Annotated in this window: 18 protein-coding genes and 1 pseudogene; 11 read left to right on the top strand and 8 right to left on the bottom strand. The window is 72.8% G+C overall.

All coding sequences use genetic code 11. The features are described 5' to 3' along the window. Positions 1-113: 113 nt before the first annotated feature. Positions 114-1,958: a GAF domain-containing sensor histidine kinase gene (locus tag SNE206_RS10320; protein WP_407913061.1), complete on the top strand. Its 1,845-nt coding sequence runs from the start codon at positions 114-116 to the stop codon at positions 1,956-1,958. 28 nt (positions 1,959-1,986) lie between these two features. On the opposite strand, the gene SNE206_RS10315 is transcribed toward SNE206_RS10320, so the two are convergent. The 6 genes from SNE206_RS10315 to SNE206_RS10290 all read right to left on the bottom strand — a co-directional run bounded on the left by SNE206_RS10315 (position 1,987) and on the right by SNE206_RS10290 (position 5,778). Beyond that, complete coding sequence (locus tag SNE206_RS10315) at positions 1,987-2,514, bottom strand: hypothetical protein (protein WP_407913060.1); 528 nt, start codon at positions 2,512-2,514, stop codon at positions 1,987-1,989. A 109-nt stretch (positions 2,515-2,623) separates the two neighbouring features. After that, positions 2,624-3,454, bottom strand: coding sequence for an HAD family hydrolase (locus SNE206_RS10310; protein ID WP_407913059.1), 831 nt, complete (start codon positions 3,452-3,454; stop codon positions 2,624-2,626). 195 nt (positions 3,455-3,649) lie between these two features. Then, a complete protein-coding gene (locus SNE206_RS10305) occupies positions 3,650-4,111 on the bottom strand; it encodes a hypothetical protein (RefSeq protein WP_407913058.1) in 462 nt (153 codons plus the stop codon). Continuing rightward, positions 4,108-4,755, bottom strand: a complete 648-nt coding sequence (locus tag SNE206_RS10300) for a DUF433 domain-containing protein (RefSeq protein ID WP_407913057.1) — start codon at positions 4,753-4,755, stop codon at positions 4,108-4,110. Before SNE206_RS10300 ends, SNE206_RS10305 begins: the two co-directional genes overlap by 4 nt. A 352-nt stretch (positions 4,756-5,107) precedes the next feature. Then, a complete protein-coding gene (locus SNE206_RS10295) occupies positions 5,108-5,500 on the bottom strand; it encodes a DNA-binding protein (RefSeq protein WP_407913056.1) in 393 nt (130 codons plus the stop codon). Continuing rightward, positions 5,497-5,778 (bottom strand): hypothetical protein, encoded by a 282-nt coding sequence (locus SNE206_RS10290; protein WP_407913055.1) that lies wholly within the window; start codon positions 5,776-5,778, stop codon positions 5,497-5,499. Before SNE206_RS10290 ends, SNE206_RS10295 begins: the two co-directional genes overlap by 4 nt. A 95-nt stretch (positions 5,779-5,873) precedes the next feature. Here SNE206_RS10290 and SNE206_RS10285 point away from each other — a divergent pair. Beyond that, positions 5,874-6,113 (top strand): annotated as a pseudogene (locus SNE206_RS10285) (LLM class flavin-dependent oxidoreductase); the annotation flags it as partial. Between the two features lie 49 nt (positions 6,114-6,162). On the opposite strand, the gene SNE206_RS10280 reads toward SNE206_RS10285, so the two are convergent. Continuing rightward, the gene (locus tag SNE206_RS10280; RefSeq protein WP_407913054.1) at positions 6,163-6,564 is read right to left on the bottom strand and encodes a DNA-binding protein; all 402 of its coding nucleotides are present in this window, start codon (positions 6,562-6,564) and stop codon (positions 6,163-6,165) included. Next, positions 6,561-6,809 (bottom strand): type II toxin-antitoxin system CcdA family antitoxin, encoded by a 249-nt coding sequence (locus SNE206_RS10275; RefSeq protein ID WP_238860756.1) that lies wholly within the window; start codon positions 6,807-6,809, stop codon positions 6,561-6,563. The genes SNE206_RS10280 and SNE206_RS10275 overlap by 4 nt, the downstream gene beginning before the upstream one ends. Before the next feature lie 61 nt (positions 6,810-6,870). Between SNE206_RS10275 and SNE206_RS10270 the strand changes: the two genes are divergently transcribed. The 9 genes from SNE206_RS10270 (at position 6,871) to SNE206_RS10230 (ending at position 16,217) form a co-directional block, all read left to right on the top strand. After that, entirely contained in the window at positions 6,871-7,758 is an 888-nt protein-coding gene (locus SNE206_RS10270) for an LLM class flavin-dependent oxidoreductase (RefSeq protein WP_407913053.1), read from the top strand. Positions 7,759-7,953: 195 nt separating this feature from the next. Continuing rightward, positions 7,954-8,703, top strand: a complete 750-nt coding sequence (locus tag SNE206_RS10265; protein WP_407913052.1) for a DUF6585 family protein — start codon at positions 7,954-7,956, stop codon at positions 8,701-8,703. A gap of 123 nt (positions 8,704-8,826) precedes the next feature. Beyond that, positions 8,827-10,080, top strand: a complete 1,254-nt coding sequence (locus tag SNE206_RS10260) for a hypothetical protein (RefSeq protein WP_407913051.1) — start codon at positions 8,827-8,829, stop codon at positions 10,078-10,080. Positions 10,081-10,296: 216 nt separating this feature from the next. Next, positions 10,297-11,196, top strand: a complete 900-nt coding sequence (locus tag SNE206_RS10255; protein ID WP_407913050.1) for a hypothetical protein — start codon at positions 10,297-10,299, stop codon at positions 11,194-11,196. A 52-nt stretch (positions 11,197-11,248) separates the two neighbouring features. Further along, positions 11,249-12,238: a hypothetical protein gene (locus SNE206_RS10250; RefSeq protein ID WP_407913049.1), complete on the top strand. Its 990-nt coding sequence runs from the start codon at positions 11,249-11,251 to the stop codon at positions 12,236-12,238. Beyond that, positions 12,235-13,131: a hypothetical protein gene (locus SNE206_RS10245; protein ID WP_407913048.1), complete on the top strand. Its 897-nt coding sequence runs from the start codon at positions 12,235-12,237 to the stop codon at positions 13,129-13,131. The genes SNE206_RS10250 and SNE206_RS10245 overlap by 4 nt, the downstream gene beginning before the upstream one ends. Next, complete coding sequence (locus tag SNE206_RS10240; RefSeq protein WP_407913047.1) at positions 13,128-14,201, top strand: hypothetical protein; 1,074 nt, start codon at positions 13,128-13,130, stop codon at positions 14,199-14,201. The genes SNE206_RS10245 and SNE206_RS10240 overlap by 4 nt, the downstream gene beginning before the upstream one ends. Before the next feature lie 122 nt (positions 14,202-14,323). After that, on the top strand, positions 14,324-15,328 hold the full coding sequence (locus tag SNE206_RS10235) for an ABC transporter ATP-binding protein (protein WP_407913046.1): 1,005 nt from the start codon (positions 14,324-14,326) through the stop codon (positions 15,326-15,328). After that, positions 15,312-16,217: an ABC transporter permease gene (locus SNE206_RS10230; RefSeq protein WP_407913045.1), complete on the top strand. Its 906-nt coding sequence runs from the start codon at positions 15,312-15,314 to the stop codon at positions 16,215-16,217. Before SNE206_RS10235 ends, SNE206_RS10230 begins: the two co-directional genes overlap by 17 nt. Positions 16,218-16,220: the final 3 nt, after the last annotated feature.

Raw genomic sequence — 16,220 nt, 5'->3', positions numbered from 1 at the left:
CCGCCCGCCGGCCGGCCTGATCCGCCGACCGGCCGGCGCGGCCGGGGACGCACCGGGGCCACCCGCCCCCGGCCTCGGGGCGCGACCCGGCCACCGGGCCTAGGCTCGGCCTCATGGAGCCGTCAGCCGAAAACGGACCGCGGGCCGCCCGGGCCTCGCACCGGGTGCCGGAGATCGCCTCGCTCGGGCTGGACACGCTCGTCACCGAGGTCTCCGAGCGCCTGCAGTCCGCGGCGGCCGTCACCGACCGGATGCAGCGCCTGCTGGAGGCCGTCGTCTCGGTCGGCTCCGGCCTCGACCTGCACGCCACCCTGGAACGGATCGCCGCCGGCGCCGCCGAGCTCGTCGACGCCGACTACGCCGCCCTCGGCGTGATCTCCCCGCACGGCACCGGGCTCTCCGACTTCATCCACGTCGGCATCGACGACGCCACCGCCGACCGGATCGGCGGGCTGCCCTCCGGCCGCGGCATCCTCGGCGCCCTCATCGACCGCCCCGAACCCCTCCGGCTGGCCGACCTCCGCGACGACCCGCGCTCCTCCGGCTTCCCGCCGCACCACCCGCCGATGACCTCGTTCCTCGGCGTGCCGATCCGGGTGCGCGGCGAGGTCTTCGGCAACCTCTACCTCACCGAGAAACAGGGCGGCGGCGCCTTCACCCCCGAGGACGAACAGGTGGTGCTGGCCCTCGCCACCGCCGCCGGCGTCGCCATCGAGAACGCCCGCCTCTACGAGGAGGGCCGCCGGCGCGAACGGTGGATCGCCGGTGCGGCCGCCGTCACCACCGCCCTGCTCTCCGCCGACGAGGCCGAGGTGGCGCTCACCGTCGCCGCCGAGCAGGTCCGCGAGCTCGCCGACGGTGCGCTCGGCATGATCCTGCTGCCCGCCGGCAGCGGCCAGATGCGGGTCGCCCACGCCTCCGGCGAGGCCGCCGGGTACGTCCGCGGCGAACTCATGCCGGAGGGCAGCTTCGCCGGACGCCTGCTGGCCGGCGAGAGCGTCCACTTCGAGGACATGTCCACCGACCCGGGCGTGGTGATCCGGCTCGCCCGCCGCTTCGGCCCGTCGCTGGCGGTGCCGATGGTGTCCGCCGGGCGGGTGCTCGGCGGCCTGGCGATCTGGCGCAACCGCGGCACCGTGCCGTTCAGCGAGGGCGAGAAGCAGCTCGCCCAGACCTTCGCCTCGCAGGCCGCCCTCGCCCTCCGGCTCGCCGAGGGCCAGCGCGACCAGCAGCGCCTCGCCGTCTTCCAGGACCGCGACCGCATCGCCCGCGACCTCCACGACCTGGTCGTCCAGCGGCTGTTCGCGACCGGCATGATGCTGGAGGGCGCCGCCCGGCGGGCCGTCGTCCCCGAGGTGCAGGCCGGCATCGGCAAGGCCGTCGACGAACTCGACGCCACCATCCAGGAGGTCCGCACCACCATCTACGCCCTGCAGCACGACACCGGGGACGAACCCGACACGCTGCGCACCCGGGTCCTGCGCGAGGCCAGCCAGGCCGCCGCCGCCCTCGGCTTCAAACCCTCCGTCGGCTTCACCGGCCCGGTCGAGAGCCTCGTCGACGACCGCACGGCCCGCCAGTTGCTCGCCGCGCTCCGCGAGATGCTCTCCAACGCGGCCCGGCACGCCCGGGCCTCCCGGGTGTCGGTCGGGCTCGCCGCCCCCGTCCACCTCGACGACGACGGCCGCCCGGTCACCGACGGCCCGGCCGCCGACGGTCCGGCGGCTGGCAGCCCGGTCACCGGCGGTCCGGCGGCCGGTGGTCCGGTCGCGGCGGAGGGCGGCAGGCCCGGGGTGCTGCTCACCGTCACCGACGACGGCGTCGGCATCCCGGAAGGTGGCCGCCGCAGCGGCCTGCGCAACCTCACCCGGCGTGCCGAGGCCCTCGGCGGAGACACCTGGCACGAACCGGGCCCGCGCGGCCGCGGCACCACCGTCCGCTGGACGGCCCGGCTCTGACGGAGGACCGGTCGTGCCGCCGCCCCGGTCAGGAGTCCGGACGCTCGGCCATCGCGGTCACCCGGCCGGCCTGGTCCAGGGTGAGCTCCCAGGTGCTCCCGGAGAGGCAGGCCGGCGTGTCCGGCCGGCCCGCCAGGCAGGTGCCGAGGTGCTCGACGAGGCGGGTGACCGTCACCTGCTGCGGGGCGCCGGAACCGGCCAGCGTCGCGGTGGCGCCGGTCGCGAGGGTGTACGTCCGCTCCTGGCCGCTCGGCTGCCAGCCGCGTCCGCACGCGTACACCGCGTCCCGGGCGGTGAGCTGCGTCGCCGACGCCGGCCTGCGCTCGACCGCCACCATCCGGTGGCCGCTCGGCACCACCGACGCGCGGCACGACCTCGTCGGCGACGGCGTCGCGGTGGACGTCCGGGTCGACGTCGGGTGCGAGGTCGACCCGGTCTTGTGCGAACCGGACCTGTGCTTGGACTTGCCGCTGCCCGTCCCGCAGGCGGTGAGCGAGAGCGCGGCGGTCACCGCCACGGCGGCGGCGACGACCCGGACGGCTCGGTGCGTGGTCACGATGGTGGATCCCCCCGTCGGTGCGCGGCCGGCCGGCCGCATCTGACGGGCATCCAATCTACCCACCGGACAAGCCCGGTGGCCCGGGAGGCCCGGGATCGGCACAGGATCAGAACAGCGTCTCGATGACCGCCGCCACCCCGTCGTCCTCGTTGCTCACCGTGTGCCGGGCGACCGCCGCGAGCACGTCCGGGTGCGCGTTCGCGACCGCGTACGAGTCACCGGCCCACGCCAGCATCTCCAGGTCGTTCGGCATGTCGCCGAACGCCACCACCTCCGAGCGGTCGATGCCCTGCGCGGTGCACCAGCGGGCCAGCGTGCTCGCCTTCGTCACTCCCGCCGCGCTGATCTCCAGCAGGCTGACCGGGCTCGACCGGGTGATCTCGACCAGATGCCCGGCTGCCTCCCTGGCGAGGGTGAGGAAGAGGTCGGGGGCGAGCGCCGGGTGCTTGGCGAGCAGCTTGAACAGGCCGTCCACCCGGCCCTCCGTGATCAGCTCCTCGGCCGGAGCGACCGGGTGCTCCTTGTCCGACTCCCACATCACCAGGTCGTACTCCGGCTCGCGGGCGAACCCGCCGGGGAACTCGAAGGCGAACGCCGTCCCCGGCAGCCGATCGCGCAGCAGCCCGACGACCGCCAGCGCCTGCTCCACGGCCAGCGGGAACGACTCCAGCAGCTCCCCGCGGTGCACGTCGACCACCGCACCGCCGTTCGAACAGATCGCGACACCGTGGCCGCCGATGTGCCCGCTCAGCTGCGCCATCCAGCGGGGCGGCCGCCCGGTCACGAAGACCACCCGGAGGCCCGCCCGCTCGGCGGCGACGAGTGCCGCCGCCGTCCGGTCGGAGACCGTGCCGCCCCGGCACAGCAGCGTGCCGTCCAGGTCGGTGGCGATCAGGCGGGCACGGTGCGGGGTGCTGCGGTGCGGGGTGGCGGTCACCGCTCCATCTTCGCGCACCGGGCCGACGCCCGGGAGAGGTGAGGAGCGGCCCCGGGCCGACGACGCCACGACGATGCCACGACGACGCCGACGGAACCGGGCGGATCCGCCCCGGGACGCCCGTGACCTCGGTCGAGCCTTTTCACGCATCACGCATCGACCTGCGATGTTCGACCGGTCCAGCCCTTGGTGCTCCTACCCCTGTGAGTCGGTGGGCCAGAACTTGGGCGGGGCGCCGGCAGGATCCGTGATCCGCAAGCGGCTCTGCTGGGACGGGTCGACCGCATTCAGCGAGATCAGGTGCTGGCTGTCTGCCGGCTCAAGTTCGGCCAGGGCATGGGGCAGGCCGGCGCACACGGTGGCGATAGCTGCACCGAGACCCACCAACCCGCCGTGCTTGTGGTTCTGGCGGTACTCGATGCGATGCAGGCCGGACCGGGCGATGGCAACCACCTCCAGCGGGCGGCTCAGTTGCTTCGTGTCGTTCGTGACGACGATCTGAAAGCCGTCCACCGCCGCACGCGTATAGAGGTCCACGTCCCTGGTTCCCGCCCAGCCGCCGAGTTCGGCTACGTGCTCGACGACGTGGTGCTTCAGGAGCAGCCGCACGATCCGTGCCATGGGAAGCGGCACATTCTCGTCGAGCAGCAGCTTCAAGACGCCGCCTGCCGGATTTCCGCATCCTCGTAACTGTCGACGTAGTCGGCGAAGTCCGCTGCGTCGCGCGCTGCCTCTGCTCCGACGCCTGGGTAGTAGTCGCCGATCTGCTCGGGTGGCACGCCGTCCCGGAGGAGAGCGGCCACCTCCGTCACCGGGATGCGCGTCCCTTCGACCACCGGCTCGCCACCTCGCACGGCAGGGTCGATCGACACGTGCGGTCGGGGTTCAAGGAGGTCCGGGATTCGACGGCCACCGCGGTAGAAAGGCGCCAGCACGTCCACCATGTCGTGGATGACGACATTGCCTTTGCTCCGCACGAGGTCCACCGCGTGGTCCGGGTCTGCCAGGTAGATCGTGTCGCCGCCCGCGACAAGCCGGTACGCCGAGAGGTGCTCCCGTTCGTCGAGGCCCTCGCGCAGCATGCTCAGCGCACGCCTGATCTTCTGGAGGGACGCCTCCTCCCGGAGACGGACACAGGCCCGGAGAGCGACCACGTCGCGGAAGGAGTAGAGGACCGGACGGGACGCCGAGATCTCCGGCACCAGGACAGCGCCGCGCTCGCCTGTGGCCCGCCGCCAGTGAGACAGCTGACGCAGAGTGGCGCCCGACAGCGCGGCAGCGAGCTTCGGCTCGTAAGACACGGCGGCACCTCCCAGAACTCACACGACGGCGTACGAGACCGTACTTCATGGTCTCGTACAGCCTGCACGCTTGCCAGGATTTCACCCTCACGGGGACTCGCCGGAGGCCGGGGCTCCGCCGATCCTGCCCTCCCGTAGGGTCGGTTCCATGCGTCTGAGCAGGGTGATCCTGCCCATCCACCGGTGGAGCGAGGGGCAGAAGGTTCGGGTCGTCCCCATCCTGACGGCCGCTGCGACGGTGACCGGGCGGATCTGCCTCGGGGCGCCCGTGACCTCGGTCAATCCTCGTTCACCCATCGCATCCTGACCTGCAAAAACACTCCATCGAGCCGGAACGGGCCTGTCGAGCAGGTCAGATCGACTCGACCGCGATGCGACCGTGGCACAGGCGTCGCAGATCATCGACATCGCTGGTCACCACAGTCACGTCGCCGTGTTCCGCGTGCGCGGTGGCTGCGAGCATTGCGTCGATGGCGTACTTGTGGCCGTGAAACCCCTCGGCTGCCAGTAGCCTGCTCGCCGCACGTGCGATGTCCTCGGTGACGGGGCGCACCTTGGCCAGGGAGACCGCGTGGTCGAACGCCGCCTGCGGCACCTTGGGATCACGCGCCTCCACCAGGGTGGCCGCGCTCGTCACCACCAGAAGATCCAGCGTGCGGGCGACGTCAAGCCACGCAGTCATGTCCCGGTGCCGCCGGGAGAGCTTCGAGAGCGCCTCGCTGTCGAGAACAAGAGTGCCGCTCACGCGGCATCCGCCGGAGCGGCCTTTCCGCGATGGGCGGCGTGGTGCGCGCGGATGCGCTCGGCCCTGGCCGCTACCTCGGCCGGATCCACCGGTCCGTGCTCGGCTTCGGCAGCCTCGATGTACTCGTCGATGGCTTCGCGCTGGAGCTGTCGCTGCACAGCCTCCTCGATGTAGGAGGAGATGCCCTGCTTGCCGGCACGTGCGCGAATCGCCTCCAAGGTCTCGGCCCGCAGGGAGACGCTGGTGACTCGAGTCCTGCCGGGGCGCGGTGCATCCATGGAAAAACTGTAGTACATGATGTGTGAAGACGCCGGGGATCGGCCCCGACCGATCGGTCGGACCTCCGGAACCTGAACCGCGTAGGGTCGGGATCATGCGCTTGAGCACCGTGATCCTGCCCATCCACCGGTGGGCCGAGGGTCGGAAGATCTGGCGGCGGGCCGAGGACCTCGGGTTCCACGCCGCGTACACCTACGACCACCTGTCCTGGCGGACGTTCCGGGACGCGCCGTGGTTCGGTGCGGTCCCCACCCTGACGGCCGCCGCCACCGCGACCGAGCGGATCCGCCTCGGGACGCTGGTGACCTCGGTCAAGCCTCGTTCACCCATCACATGCTGACCTGCGGAAACACGGATCATGAATGCCCTGCCCCGCCCTCGAATCAGATGGCGATGAGCCGGATCCGGTCACCGCAGAGCTTGACCATGTCGTCGATGTCCGATGTCACCATGGCCACCGGACCTGGCTGGCGGAGCGCCATCTCGGCGACGGTGGCGTCGATGGCGTACTTGTGACCGTGCAGACCGGCCTGCTTGAGAAGCGCTGCGGAGGCTCTGGCCGCGTGCTCGGTCACGGGCTCGATCCTGACCTGCGAGAGCACCCAGTTCAGCCGGGCGGTGTTCGCCCTGGCGTGCCAGATCTCCACGATGGTGTTGGCGCCGATGACCAGGCCGGCCCCCATCGAGTGGAAGGCCTTGATCATCGCGAGCACCTCCCGGTCCTGCGAGATCCAGGCGGACATTCCCTGGGAGTCCAGCGCGACGGTCTCGATCCGCACACTCACGCGGCAGCCGCTCCGCTGCCCGGCTCGGACGAACCAAAGATCCTCGCGTGCGCGGCGGCGAGCTCCTCTTCCGTGAACGCGCCGTGTTGTTCCTCGTACTGGCGGAGCTCTTCCGCGACCAGTTGATGTCTGATCTGCCGGGCCACCGCTTCCGCGACGTAGCCGGAGATGTTGTCAGTGAGTTTCTTCAGCTCGGCCACCTGCTCCGTGGGCAGGGTGACCGTGATTCGTGTGGTGGCCGCCATGAAGCAAGCATACCGCCGGTATGCATGCTCCGGCTGGTCTTCGGCGGCATAGTGTCAGGCCATGCGACTGAGCACGGTGATCCTCCCCATCCACCGGTGGGCCGAGGGGCAGAAGATCTGGCGGCGGGCCGAGGACCTCGGCTTCCACGCGGCCTACACCTACGACCACCTGTCATGGCGGTCGTTCCGGGACGAGCCCTGGTTCGGGGCCGTCCCGACCCTCACCGCCGCCGCCACCGCGACCGAGCGGATCCGGCTCGGCACCCTGGTGACCTCGCCGAACTTCCGTCATCCCGTGACGCTCGCGAAGGAGCTCATCACGGTCGACGACGTGTCGGACGGGCGGCTGACGGTGGGGATCGGCGCGGGCGGGGTCGGGTTCGACGCGACGGCGATGGGCCAGGACGCGTGGTCGCCGAAGGAACGGGCCGACCGGTTCGGGGAGTTCCTGCCGCTGCTGGACAAGCTGCTGACGCAGGACTCCACCACCGAGCCGGGGAAGCACTACGCGGCGGTCGAGGCGCGGAACGTCCCGGGCTGCGTGCAGCGGCCGCGGGTGCCGTTCTACGTGGCGGCGACCGGGCCGCGCGGGCTGCGGCTGGCGGCCGGGTACGGGCAGGGCTGGGTGACGTACGGCGACCCGCGGGGTCCGGCGGACGTGCCCGTGGAGCAGGCGCCGGCCGTGATCGCGGCGCAGCTGGCGAAGCTCACCGAGGCCTGCGAGGCGCAGGGCCGGGACGTGGCGGAGCTGGAGAAGGTCCTGCTGCAGGGTTCGACCGCGGAGCGGCCGCTGTCCTCGCTCGACGCGTTCGTCGACTGGGCCGGGCGGTACCGGGACCTCGGGATCACCGAGGTGGTGATCCACTGGCCCGTGCCGGACTCGGTCTTCGAGAACGACCTGGCCGTCTTCGAGCGGATCGCGACGGAGGGCCTGGCCCAGCTGGGCTGAGCGGTGCCGCCGGGACCGCCGGTCGGGAGCCGTTCCCGGGGTTGGTCCTTCCGCCGCCGTGCCGGTGTGCGGCGGCGGGCGGGTGCCGGGTGCCTGCGATGACCGGCCTGCGTCGGGGCGGTCGGCCTGTCATATGATCCGGCAGCCGATTGACTGTCCGTGGGGGGTTCCGGGCACTGCCGAAAGAGACGAACCATGGCTGCACCTGCCGTTTCCCCTGTCGCCCCGCCCGTTCCGGAGGCCGTCACGGTCGCGGCAGCGGCCGCACGGCTCGGGGAGCACCGGGAGACGTTCCTGCCCAAGCGGCACGGCGTGGTGCGGATGGCCGGGCTGGTGCTGTTCACCCTGCTCGGCCTGGCGTGCTTCGTCCTCCCCGGCCTCGTCTTCGCCCGGATCCTCCTGCAGACCCCCAACATCTCGGGCAAGCAGGCGGCCAAGCGCCTGCACTACTTCGAGCACGGCATGGTTGTGGCCGACCGCACCGGGCCGGTCGGCGTGTTCCGCTGGGACTCGATGGCCGTGCTGCAGGAGATCACCCAGCGCTACGCCAACGGCATCTACGTCGGCACGACGTACGTCTACACGCTCTACACGCAGGACGGCGCCCCCCTCAAGCTGACCGACTTCTACGCCGAGCCGGAGCGCTGGGGATCGATCCTGCAGCAGGAGATCACGGCCTGGCAGCTGAACGGCGTCGTCGCCGCGCTGCAGCGCGGCGAGACCGTACGGTTCGGCGACCTCGCGGTCACCGGGGGCGGGATCGCCACCAAGAAGCGCGGCGCGGTCGCGTGGGACGAGATCCAGAGCGTCGAGGTCAAGAACGGCACCGTCTTCGTCGGCCGGGCCGGGAAGCTCATGGCCTGGTCGAACACCCCGGTCGCGAAGATCCCCAACTTCTTCCTGTTCCTCGCCACCGTCGACCACATCCGCAGCACGCCCCGCTGAGTGACGGGCGGTCGGATTCCGATCGCCCACCACCCACCCCCCGGCCGCCGCCGTCCGCGGCACCCCCTACGCTTCGGTCTTCGCGTCGCGGGCGCCGCGGCGACGGATGGGGAGGGGCAGCACATGAGCAGCAGCGGAGGCGGGCCGATGCCCGGGTACGGGCCGGGGGCGGGCCCTCTGCCGCCGTGGGCGTACGTGCCGCAGGTGCCCAAGCCCGGGGTGGTGCCCCTGGCGCCACTGACCGTCGGCAACGTCGTCTCCGGGGTGTTCACCGCCCTGCAGCGCTACACCGCCGCACTGTTCGTGCCGCTGGCGTGGGTGGCCCTGGGATCCACGGCGGCCCTCAGCGTCTACGCGGCCGTGGCCGTCTCCCTGCTGCGCGACGTGGGTGACGACCTCGACGCCGGCGGCGGCCTCACCGGCGAGCACCAGGCCCTGCTGACCGGTACGGCGATCGGCGGCGCCCTGCTGCTGGTCGTCGCCCTCACGGCGGCCCACGTGGTCGCCACCGCCACCTCCACCGCGGTGCTGCGTCACGCCGTGGTCGGCCGGAAGGCCTCGACGCGGCAGATCTGGGCGGAGTCGCGCCCGGTGATCGGACGGATCGTCCTCTCCGTCCTCCTGGTGAGCGTGATCGTGGCCGGCATCATGCTGGTCTCCGCCCTCCCGGCGCTGCTGCTCGGCATCGCCACCGGCGGCACCCCGCTGACCGTGCTCGCGATGCTCCTGATGGTGCCCGGCTGGCTGTTCGCGACGTACGTCCAGGTCCGGCTGGTGCTGGAGGTGCCGGTCATCGTCCTGGAGGACATGTCGGCGACCGCCGCGCTCCGGCGGGCATGGCGGCTCAACGAGGGCGCCTGGTGGCGGAGCCTCGGCATCCCGTACCTCGTCAATCTGATCGGCTCGGCCGTCGCCCAGTTCGCGCTGGTGCCCTTCGTCGTCGTGGGCGTGATCGTGCTGCTCTCCTCGTCGCACACGCCCGACGCGTACGGGGCGGAGAGCGTGCCGAGCGTGGCCGGGATCGCCGGCTTCGCCGTCTGCACGGCCGTCGGCTCGCTCGTGACGGTGATGGTCACGGCGCCGCTCACCCCGCTCACCAACGGCCTGCTGTACATCGACCGCCGTATCCGGCGGGAGAGCCTCGACGTCACGCTGGCCGCCGCGGCCGGCATCGCGCCGTGGCCGCCCACGGCCGGCCCGCCCGCCGACGTGCCGGTCCCCGCGCCTTCGGTCCCCGCGCCCTCGGCCGCCGCACCGTCCCCGGACGCGACGTCAGGTGCGCCTGTTGATGCCGCGTCGGACCGTCCCGTAAGCGCCGATCCCGCTCCCGGTGCCGGACCCGGCGCCGCTCCCGGCGCCGGACCCGCCGCGGGCTGAGACCGCGGCTGCCCTGCGGCGCCGTTGCGGTTCGATCACGACGTGTCCGACTTGGGTGGGCGTCGTGCGGATTGTCCTGAACAACTGTGTTGATGGCCGGAACTGATCGCTCTCATAATTCCTCGTACGTGCGATCAGACCTGGATCGACGGCGAGCGGGGGTGACCCGTCCCGGTCCGCACGGACGACATCCGTTCGCCTGCCAGGGGGAGTCACTTGTCCGCGCCCGAGAACGCGCCGCCCGAGTCCGTCGGGGCCGCAGTGCCTGTCGAGCCGTCGGCCGCCGACACCGCTCCTGAGGCGGCGGCCGACCGGCCCGAGACAGCCTCGGACGCGGCCGCCGTCCCGGCGCCGGGCCCGGCGCCCCGCGGTCTGCCGCGGGCGCTGCGGATCACCCTCGTGGCGGTCGGGCTGCTCGCCGTGACCGCGACCAGTGCCACCGTCACCGTGGCGGTCGGCCGGCCGGACGGCACGCCGCAGGCCGCCGCCCCGGCCGTCGCCGCCACCGCCTCCGCCTCGCCCTCGGCCTCCGCCTCGCCGTCCGCGGCGCCCTCGTCGGCCGCCCCCGCGCCCTCGCCGACGCCCACGCCGGCCAGCACCGTGCACGGCACCGTCCACGGCTCCACGCACGGCGGCGACATCCGCTTCTTCCTGCTCCCGATGCCCGGGGGCGCCGAGCCGTACGGCTCCGCCGACGGCACCAAGCTGAGCACCGACGACGTGGCCGACGAGTTCGGCAACTCCGACGAGATGCCGGAGATCCTCCGCTCGTACGGCTACAAGAACGACGCCGCCGAGCGCCGCTACCGCACCGCCGACGGCAGCCAGGAGGTGCACGTCCGCCTGCTCCGCTTCTCCAGCCGTTCGAACGCGCAGGAGTTCGCCTCCGGCATGACCTTCGGGTCGGGCGACTCCTTCCGCATCGCCGGGGACGGCAACGCCCGGGGCGTCATGCTCAAGCCCGAGCAGGAGGCCTGGACCGGCGAGATGATCGGCGTCTCCTTCTCCGGCGACATCGAGTACGAGGTCACCGTGCTGGTCAAGGGCACGCCCGACAAGGCACTGCTGGTCGACGCCATGAAGCGCCAGCGCGAACGGCTGGCCTCCGGTGGCTGAGCCCACGCCGGAGCACGAGCCGGCCCCTTTCCTCCCCGACCTGGAGCACCCCGTGACCGCCGTTCCCGAGGAGCCCTCGGCACCCGTCGAGGCCGCGCCGCCGGCGCCGCCCTCCGTGCCACCGGCCCCGTCGGACCCGCCCGCGGCGCCGCCTGCCGGCGACACGCCCGCCGGCGACACGCCCGCCGGGACCGGCAGTGACGCGACCGCGCCTGCCGAGACCGCGCCTGCCGAGACCGCGCCCGCCGGGACCGGCGACGACGCGGACGCCATCGGCAGCACCGACAGCGCCGACAGCACCGGGCAGGCGCCCGAGGATTCCGCGCAGGCCCCGGCCGCCCGCAAGCCGCGGACCGCGCGGCTGCTGATCGCCGCCCTGCTGCTGGGGACGCTGCTGGGCGGCGGCACCGGGTACGCCGTCCAGGCCGCCCGTCCCGCGACCCCGCTGCCGCCGCTCGGCGTCGGCCCGCTGCACTACCCGGCCGAGCCGCTCGACGCGGCGGCCGCCACCGCTGCGCAGGCGAAGCCGATCAACATCGACGGCGACCTGCGCAAGCTGCTGGTCGACCGGCCGGCCGACGCGAAGGAGTGGGATCCCGACCGCCACGGTGGCGTCTCCGGCTGGCTGACCGCCGGCGAACGCTCGGCGCTGTTCGGCAACTCCGAGCGGGAGTTCAAGCAGCTGCTGCAGAACCACTTCCGGCGTGACGCCGTGCTCGCCTATCACCGGGGCGATGTCGAGTACCGCATCGAGCTCATGCAGTTCGGCGAGGACGACACCGGCGCGGCGTCGTCCCTCTGGAAGATCGAGCCGCAGTCCGACACCGACCGCAGCGTGCCGATCGACGGCACCCTGAGCGGGGCCTACATGGTGCACACGCAGCCCGACCACTACAGCGACAGCACCGAGCAGTACTACTCGGCCGAGGCCGGTGCCGTCCGTGGCAGCGTCATCATGATGATCAAGATCTTCTCGCCGAAGCCGGTCGATGCCAACGAGATCAAGGACCTGTCGAAGCGTCAGTGGGAGCGCCTGAAGTGAGCGACAGCATGATGAAGAAGGCCGGGCCCGACATGACGCCCGTTCCGGAAGCCGTTCCGGAGACCGCGCCGGAGCTCGTCGTCCCCGAGCTCGTCGCCCCCGGCCCCGTTGCCGCTGCAGAGCTCCCCGCCGGGCCCGCCGTGCCGCGCGCCGCCCGGCCCGGCCCGGCCGCGCGGGCCGCCGCCGCGGTGGTGGCCGCGGCGCTGCTGGGCGTGGGCATCGGGTTCGGCATCCTCCAGGTGCGCTACGACGACGAGCCCGTGTCCGCGGCCGCGCCCGCCGCGCCGTCCGCCGGTGCGACCGGCGCGGGCCCGTCGTACGGCGCGAAGGCGAACGGCACCCACTTCGGGTCGATGCGCGACCTGCTGGTTCCGCTGCCGGCCGGTTACCGGCCCGGCCCGGACTCCGGTGCCTACGGCAACGACACCGAGCTGTCGGAGGCCCAGCGCAAGGCGTGGGTCGAGGACGAGGTACGGGGCCTGCCGTCGAAGCTCCAGGACGCGCTCCGCAAGGACTGGCAGCAGTACCCGCTCAAGGGCGGCGGTGTCCGCAGCTTCACCGCGAACGACTCCGACGCCGTGACGGCGACCGTCTGGCTGCTGCAGTACCACCAGGAGGCGGTGAAGGCCGACGACGCGTGGGTGGCGGTGCTGGGTTCGGACACCGGGCTCTTCCGGCTCGGCCCGCAGGTGCCCGGTCATGCCGAGGCGCACTGCTACCTGCCGGCGCTCGACCCCGGTGCCGAGATCGACAGCATGCACTGCTCCGCCGCCGTCGGCGATCTGCGGGTGGTCTTCAACAGCGAGGGCGTCGTCCCGCTGCCCAAGGACCGGCTCGTCACCCTGTTCGCCCAGCAGCTCGACCGGCTGGCCCTTCCCGGAGCGTCCGCATGACCGACACCACCGATTCCACGGCCGCGTCCGTACCGGCGCCCGCCGCTCCCGCGAGCCCGCCCGCCGCTCCCGCGAGCCTGCCAGCCGCTCCCGCCGCTCCCCTGGCTCTTCCCGCGGCCGCGCCCGTACCGGCGCTGCCGGGCGGGCCCGCCGGCGGGGCGTTCCCCGACGTCTGGGCCGTTCCGCCGGAGCTGGTGGAGGCGTCCGCCGGCCGCGGCGACCGCCTCGCGCTGCTGCGCCGGCCGGCCGTGCTGCGCCGCGGCGCGGTGGCGCTCGTCCTGGTGCTGGCGGCCGCGGGAACGGCGCTGGCCGTGACCGCGCCGGACCGCACCGACATCCCGGGGCTGGCCACGCCGGCCGACGGCCGGTACGTGTTCCCGCCGTTGTCGCTGCCCGCCCTGCCGTCCGGCCGGCCGGACCCGGGGCAGGCGACGTCCTCCGGGCGCCACTACGCCGACCTGCGCGGACTGCTGCTGCCGGCGCCCGCGGGGGCGTCGGTGGAGCTGTCGGCCGGTGCCTCGGCCGCCCCGTCGGCGGCGTCGGCGGCATCGGCCGCGCCCGCGGCGTCCGCGTCCGCCGCGGCGAGCGGCTCGGCCGTCCCTTCGGCGGCCGCTGCGGCACCGTACGCCGCCGTGCCGTGGGTGCCGTGCACCGACTACACGGTGGGCAACGGCATCCACGACAAGCTCGACGCCACACTGGCGGAGTACGCCTGCCGGGCCGCCACCCGCCGGACGTGGACGGCTGCCGACGGCACCCGCACCGACATCTGGCTGTTCCGGTTCGGTTCGCGGAGCGAGGCGGCGGGCCTGTTCGGCCAGCTGAACTTCTCGGCGCCGAAGGACGTGTCGGCGCTGCGCTACAGCGACATCGACGTCGACCCGTCGCTGAACTCCGGGGTGCTGATCGCGCGGGCCTCGGAGACGAAGGCGGGCGGCGAGCCGGTCGCCCGGGCGTCGTACCTGCAGTACGGGGACGTGATCGCCTCCGTGGTGATGACCAATGCTCACGGGGTGCCCGTGCAGGCCTACCGCCAGGTCACCCTGCTGCAGGCCCAGCTGCTGGGCTGACGGACCGGCGGCGGAGGGTGCACCCCCTAGGGGATGCGCCCTCCGCGTCATCCCGAAGGATCAGCACCGGCTCGTCATCCCAGCTCATTCCCGTGGGCGCCCGTCACCACTACGTTGAGGGCGTGTCCACAGTCATCGCAACGGACGGCCTCACGAAGAGGTTCCCGCGGGTCACCGCCCTGGACCAGCTGACCGTAGAGGTGCAGCCCGGGGTGGTCGGCCTGGTGGGCGCCAACGGAGCGGGCAAGTCCACTCTGATCAAGATCCTTCTCGGGCTGGCGCCCGCGACGTCCGGCACCGGGCGCGTGCTCGGCCTCGACATCGCGACCCAGGGTGCCGAGATCCGTGAACGGGTCGGCTACATGCCCGAGCACGACTGCCTGCCGCCCGACGTCTCCGCGACGGAGTTCGTGGTGCACATGGCCCGGATGAGCGGCCTGCCGGCCGCCGCGGCCCGTGAGCGCACCGCCGACATCCTGCGCCACGTCGGCCTGTACGAGGAGCGCTACCGCCCGATGGGCGGCTACTCGACGGGCATGAAGCAGCGGGTGAAGCTGGCCCAGGCGCTCGTGCACGACCCGCAGCTGGTGCTGCTGGACGAGCCGACCAACGGCCTCGACCCGGCCGGCCGCGACGAGATGCTCGCCCTGATCCGCCGGATCCACTCGGACTTCGGCATCTCGGTGCTCGTCACCACGCACCTGCTCGGCGAGCTGGAGCGCACCTGCGACCACCTCGTCGTCATCGACGGCGGACGGCTGCTGCGTTCGTCCTCCACCGCCTCCTTCACCGAGGCCACCCGCATGCTCGCGGTCGAGGTCACCGACCACCCGCAGGACGCGGTGGCCGATCCGGGCGCCGAGGTCGCCGCGCGGCTGACCGCCGCCGGGCTGACGGTGCGTCCCGACGGCTCGCACGTGCTGCTCGTCGAGATCGGCGGCGAGGACACGTACGACCTCGTCCGTGACGCCGTGGCCGACCTCGGGCTGGGGCTGGTGCGCCTGGAGCAGCGCCGCCACCGGGTCGCCGAGATCTTCACCGACCAGGCCGCGGACGACCGCGCGACGAGCGGCCTGCCGCACTCCACCCAGCCGACGGGAGGTCCCGCAGATGCCGCCGTCTCCTGACGCCCGCACCGACGCCGACACCGGTGTCATCCACAACATCGGCTACCGCGGCTACGCGGGCCCCCGGCTCGGTCGCGCCTACGCGACCCGCTCGCTGTACGTGCAGAGCCTGCGTGCCGCGTTCGGCCTGGGCCGGTCCGGCAAGTCCAAGGTGCTGCCGATGGCGATGTTCGGCCTGCCGGTGGTGATCGCGGCGGTGATGGTCTCCATCCAGATCTTCACCGGCGTGCAGGAGCCGATCGTCGACTACGCCGAGTACATCAACAACATCGGCATGCTGGTCTGGATCTTCCTGGCCTCGCAGGCGCCGGTGCTGTTCTCGCGCGACCTGCGCCACCACACGGTGCCGCTGTACTTCTCCCGGCCGATCACGCGGGCCGACTACGTGCGGGCGAAGTTCGCCGCGCTGGCGAGCGCGCTGTTCATCGTGATGGCCGTCCCGCTGCTGGTCCTGTACGTGGGGGCGCTGCTCGGCAAGCTGCCGTTCGGCCACCACACCGTGCACCTCCTCATCGGTCTGGCCGCCGCGGTGCTGTACGCGGTGCTGGAGTCGGCGATCGCGATGCTGATCGCCGCGAGCACGCCGCGCCGCGGCTTCGGCGTGGCGGCGATCATGGGTGTCCTGGTGGTCAGCAGCATCGTCGCGGGCATCGTCTACGGCATCGCGGGCGGCGAGTTCGAGTCGCCGCCGGAGAGCGCCAACTGGGCCGCGATGCTCTCCCCGGGCATGCTCGTCAACGGCTTCGTCAACCAGGTGTTCGGCCTGGTCGACCACCCGAACGTGATGCACGCCCCCGGTGCCGGGGCCGCGGTGCTGTTCGCCGCCGAGATCGTGCTGCTGACCGTCGCCAGCTACTGGTTCACCGACCGCCGCTACCGGAAGATCTGAGAG

It is taken from the genome of Kitasatospora sp. NE20-6, assembly GCF_045862635.1.
Note: the sequence above shows the minus strand (reverse complement) of the source record. Positions and strands in the feature narration are given on the sequence as shown.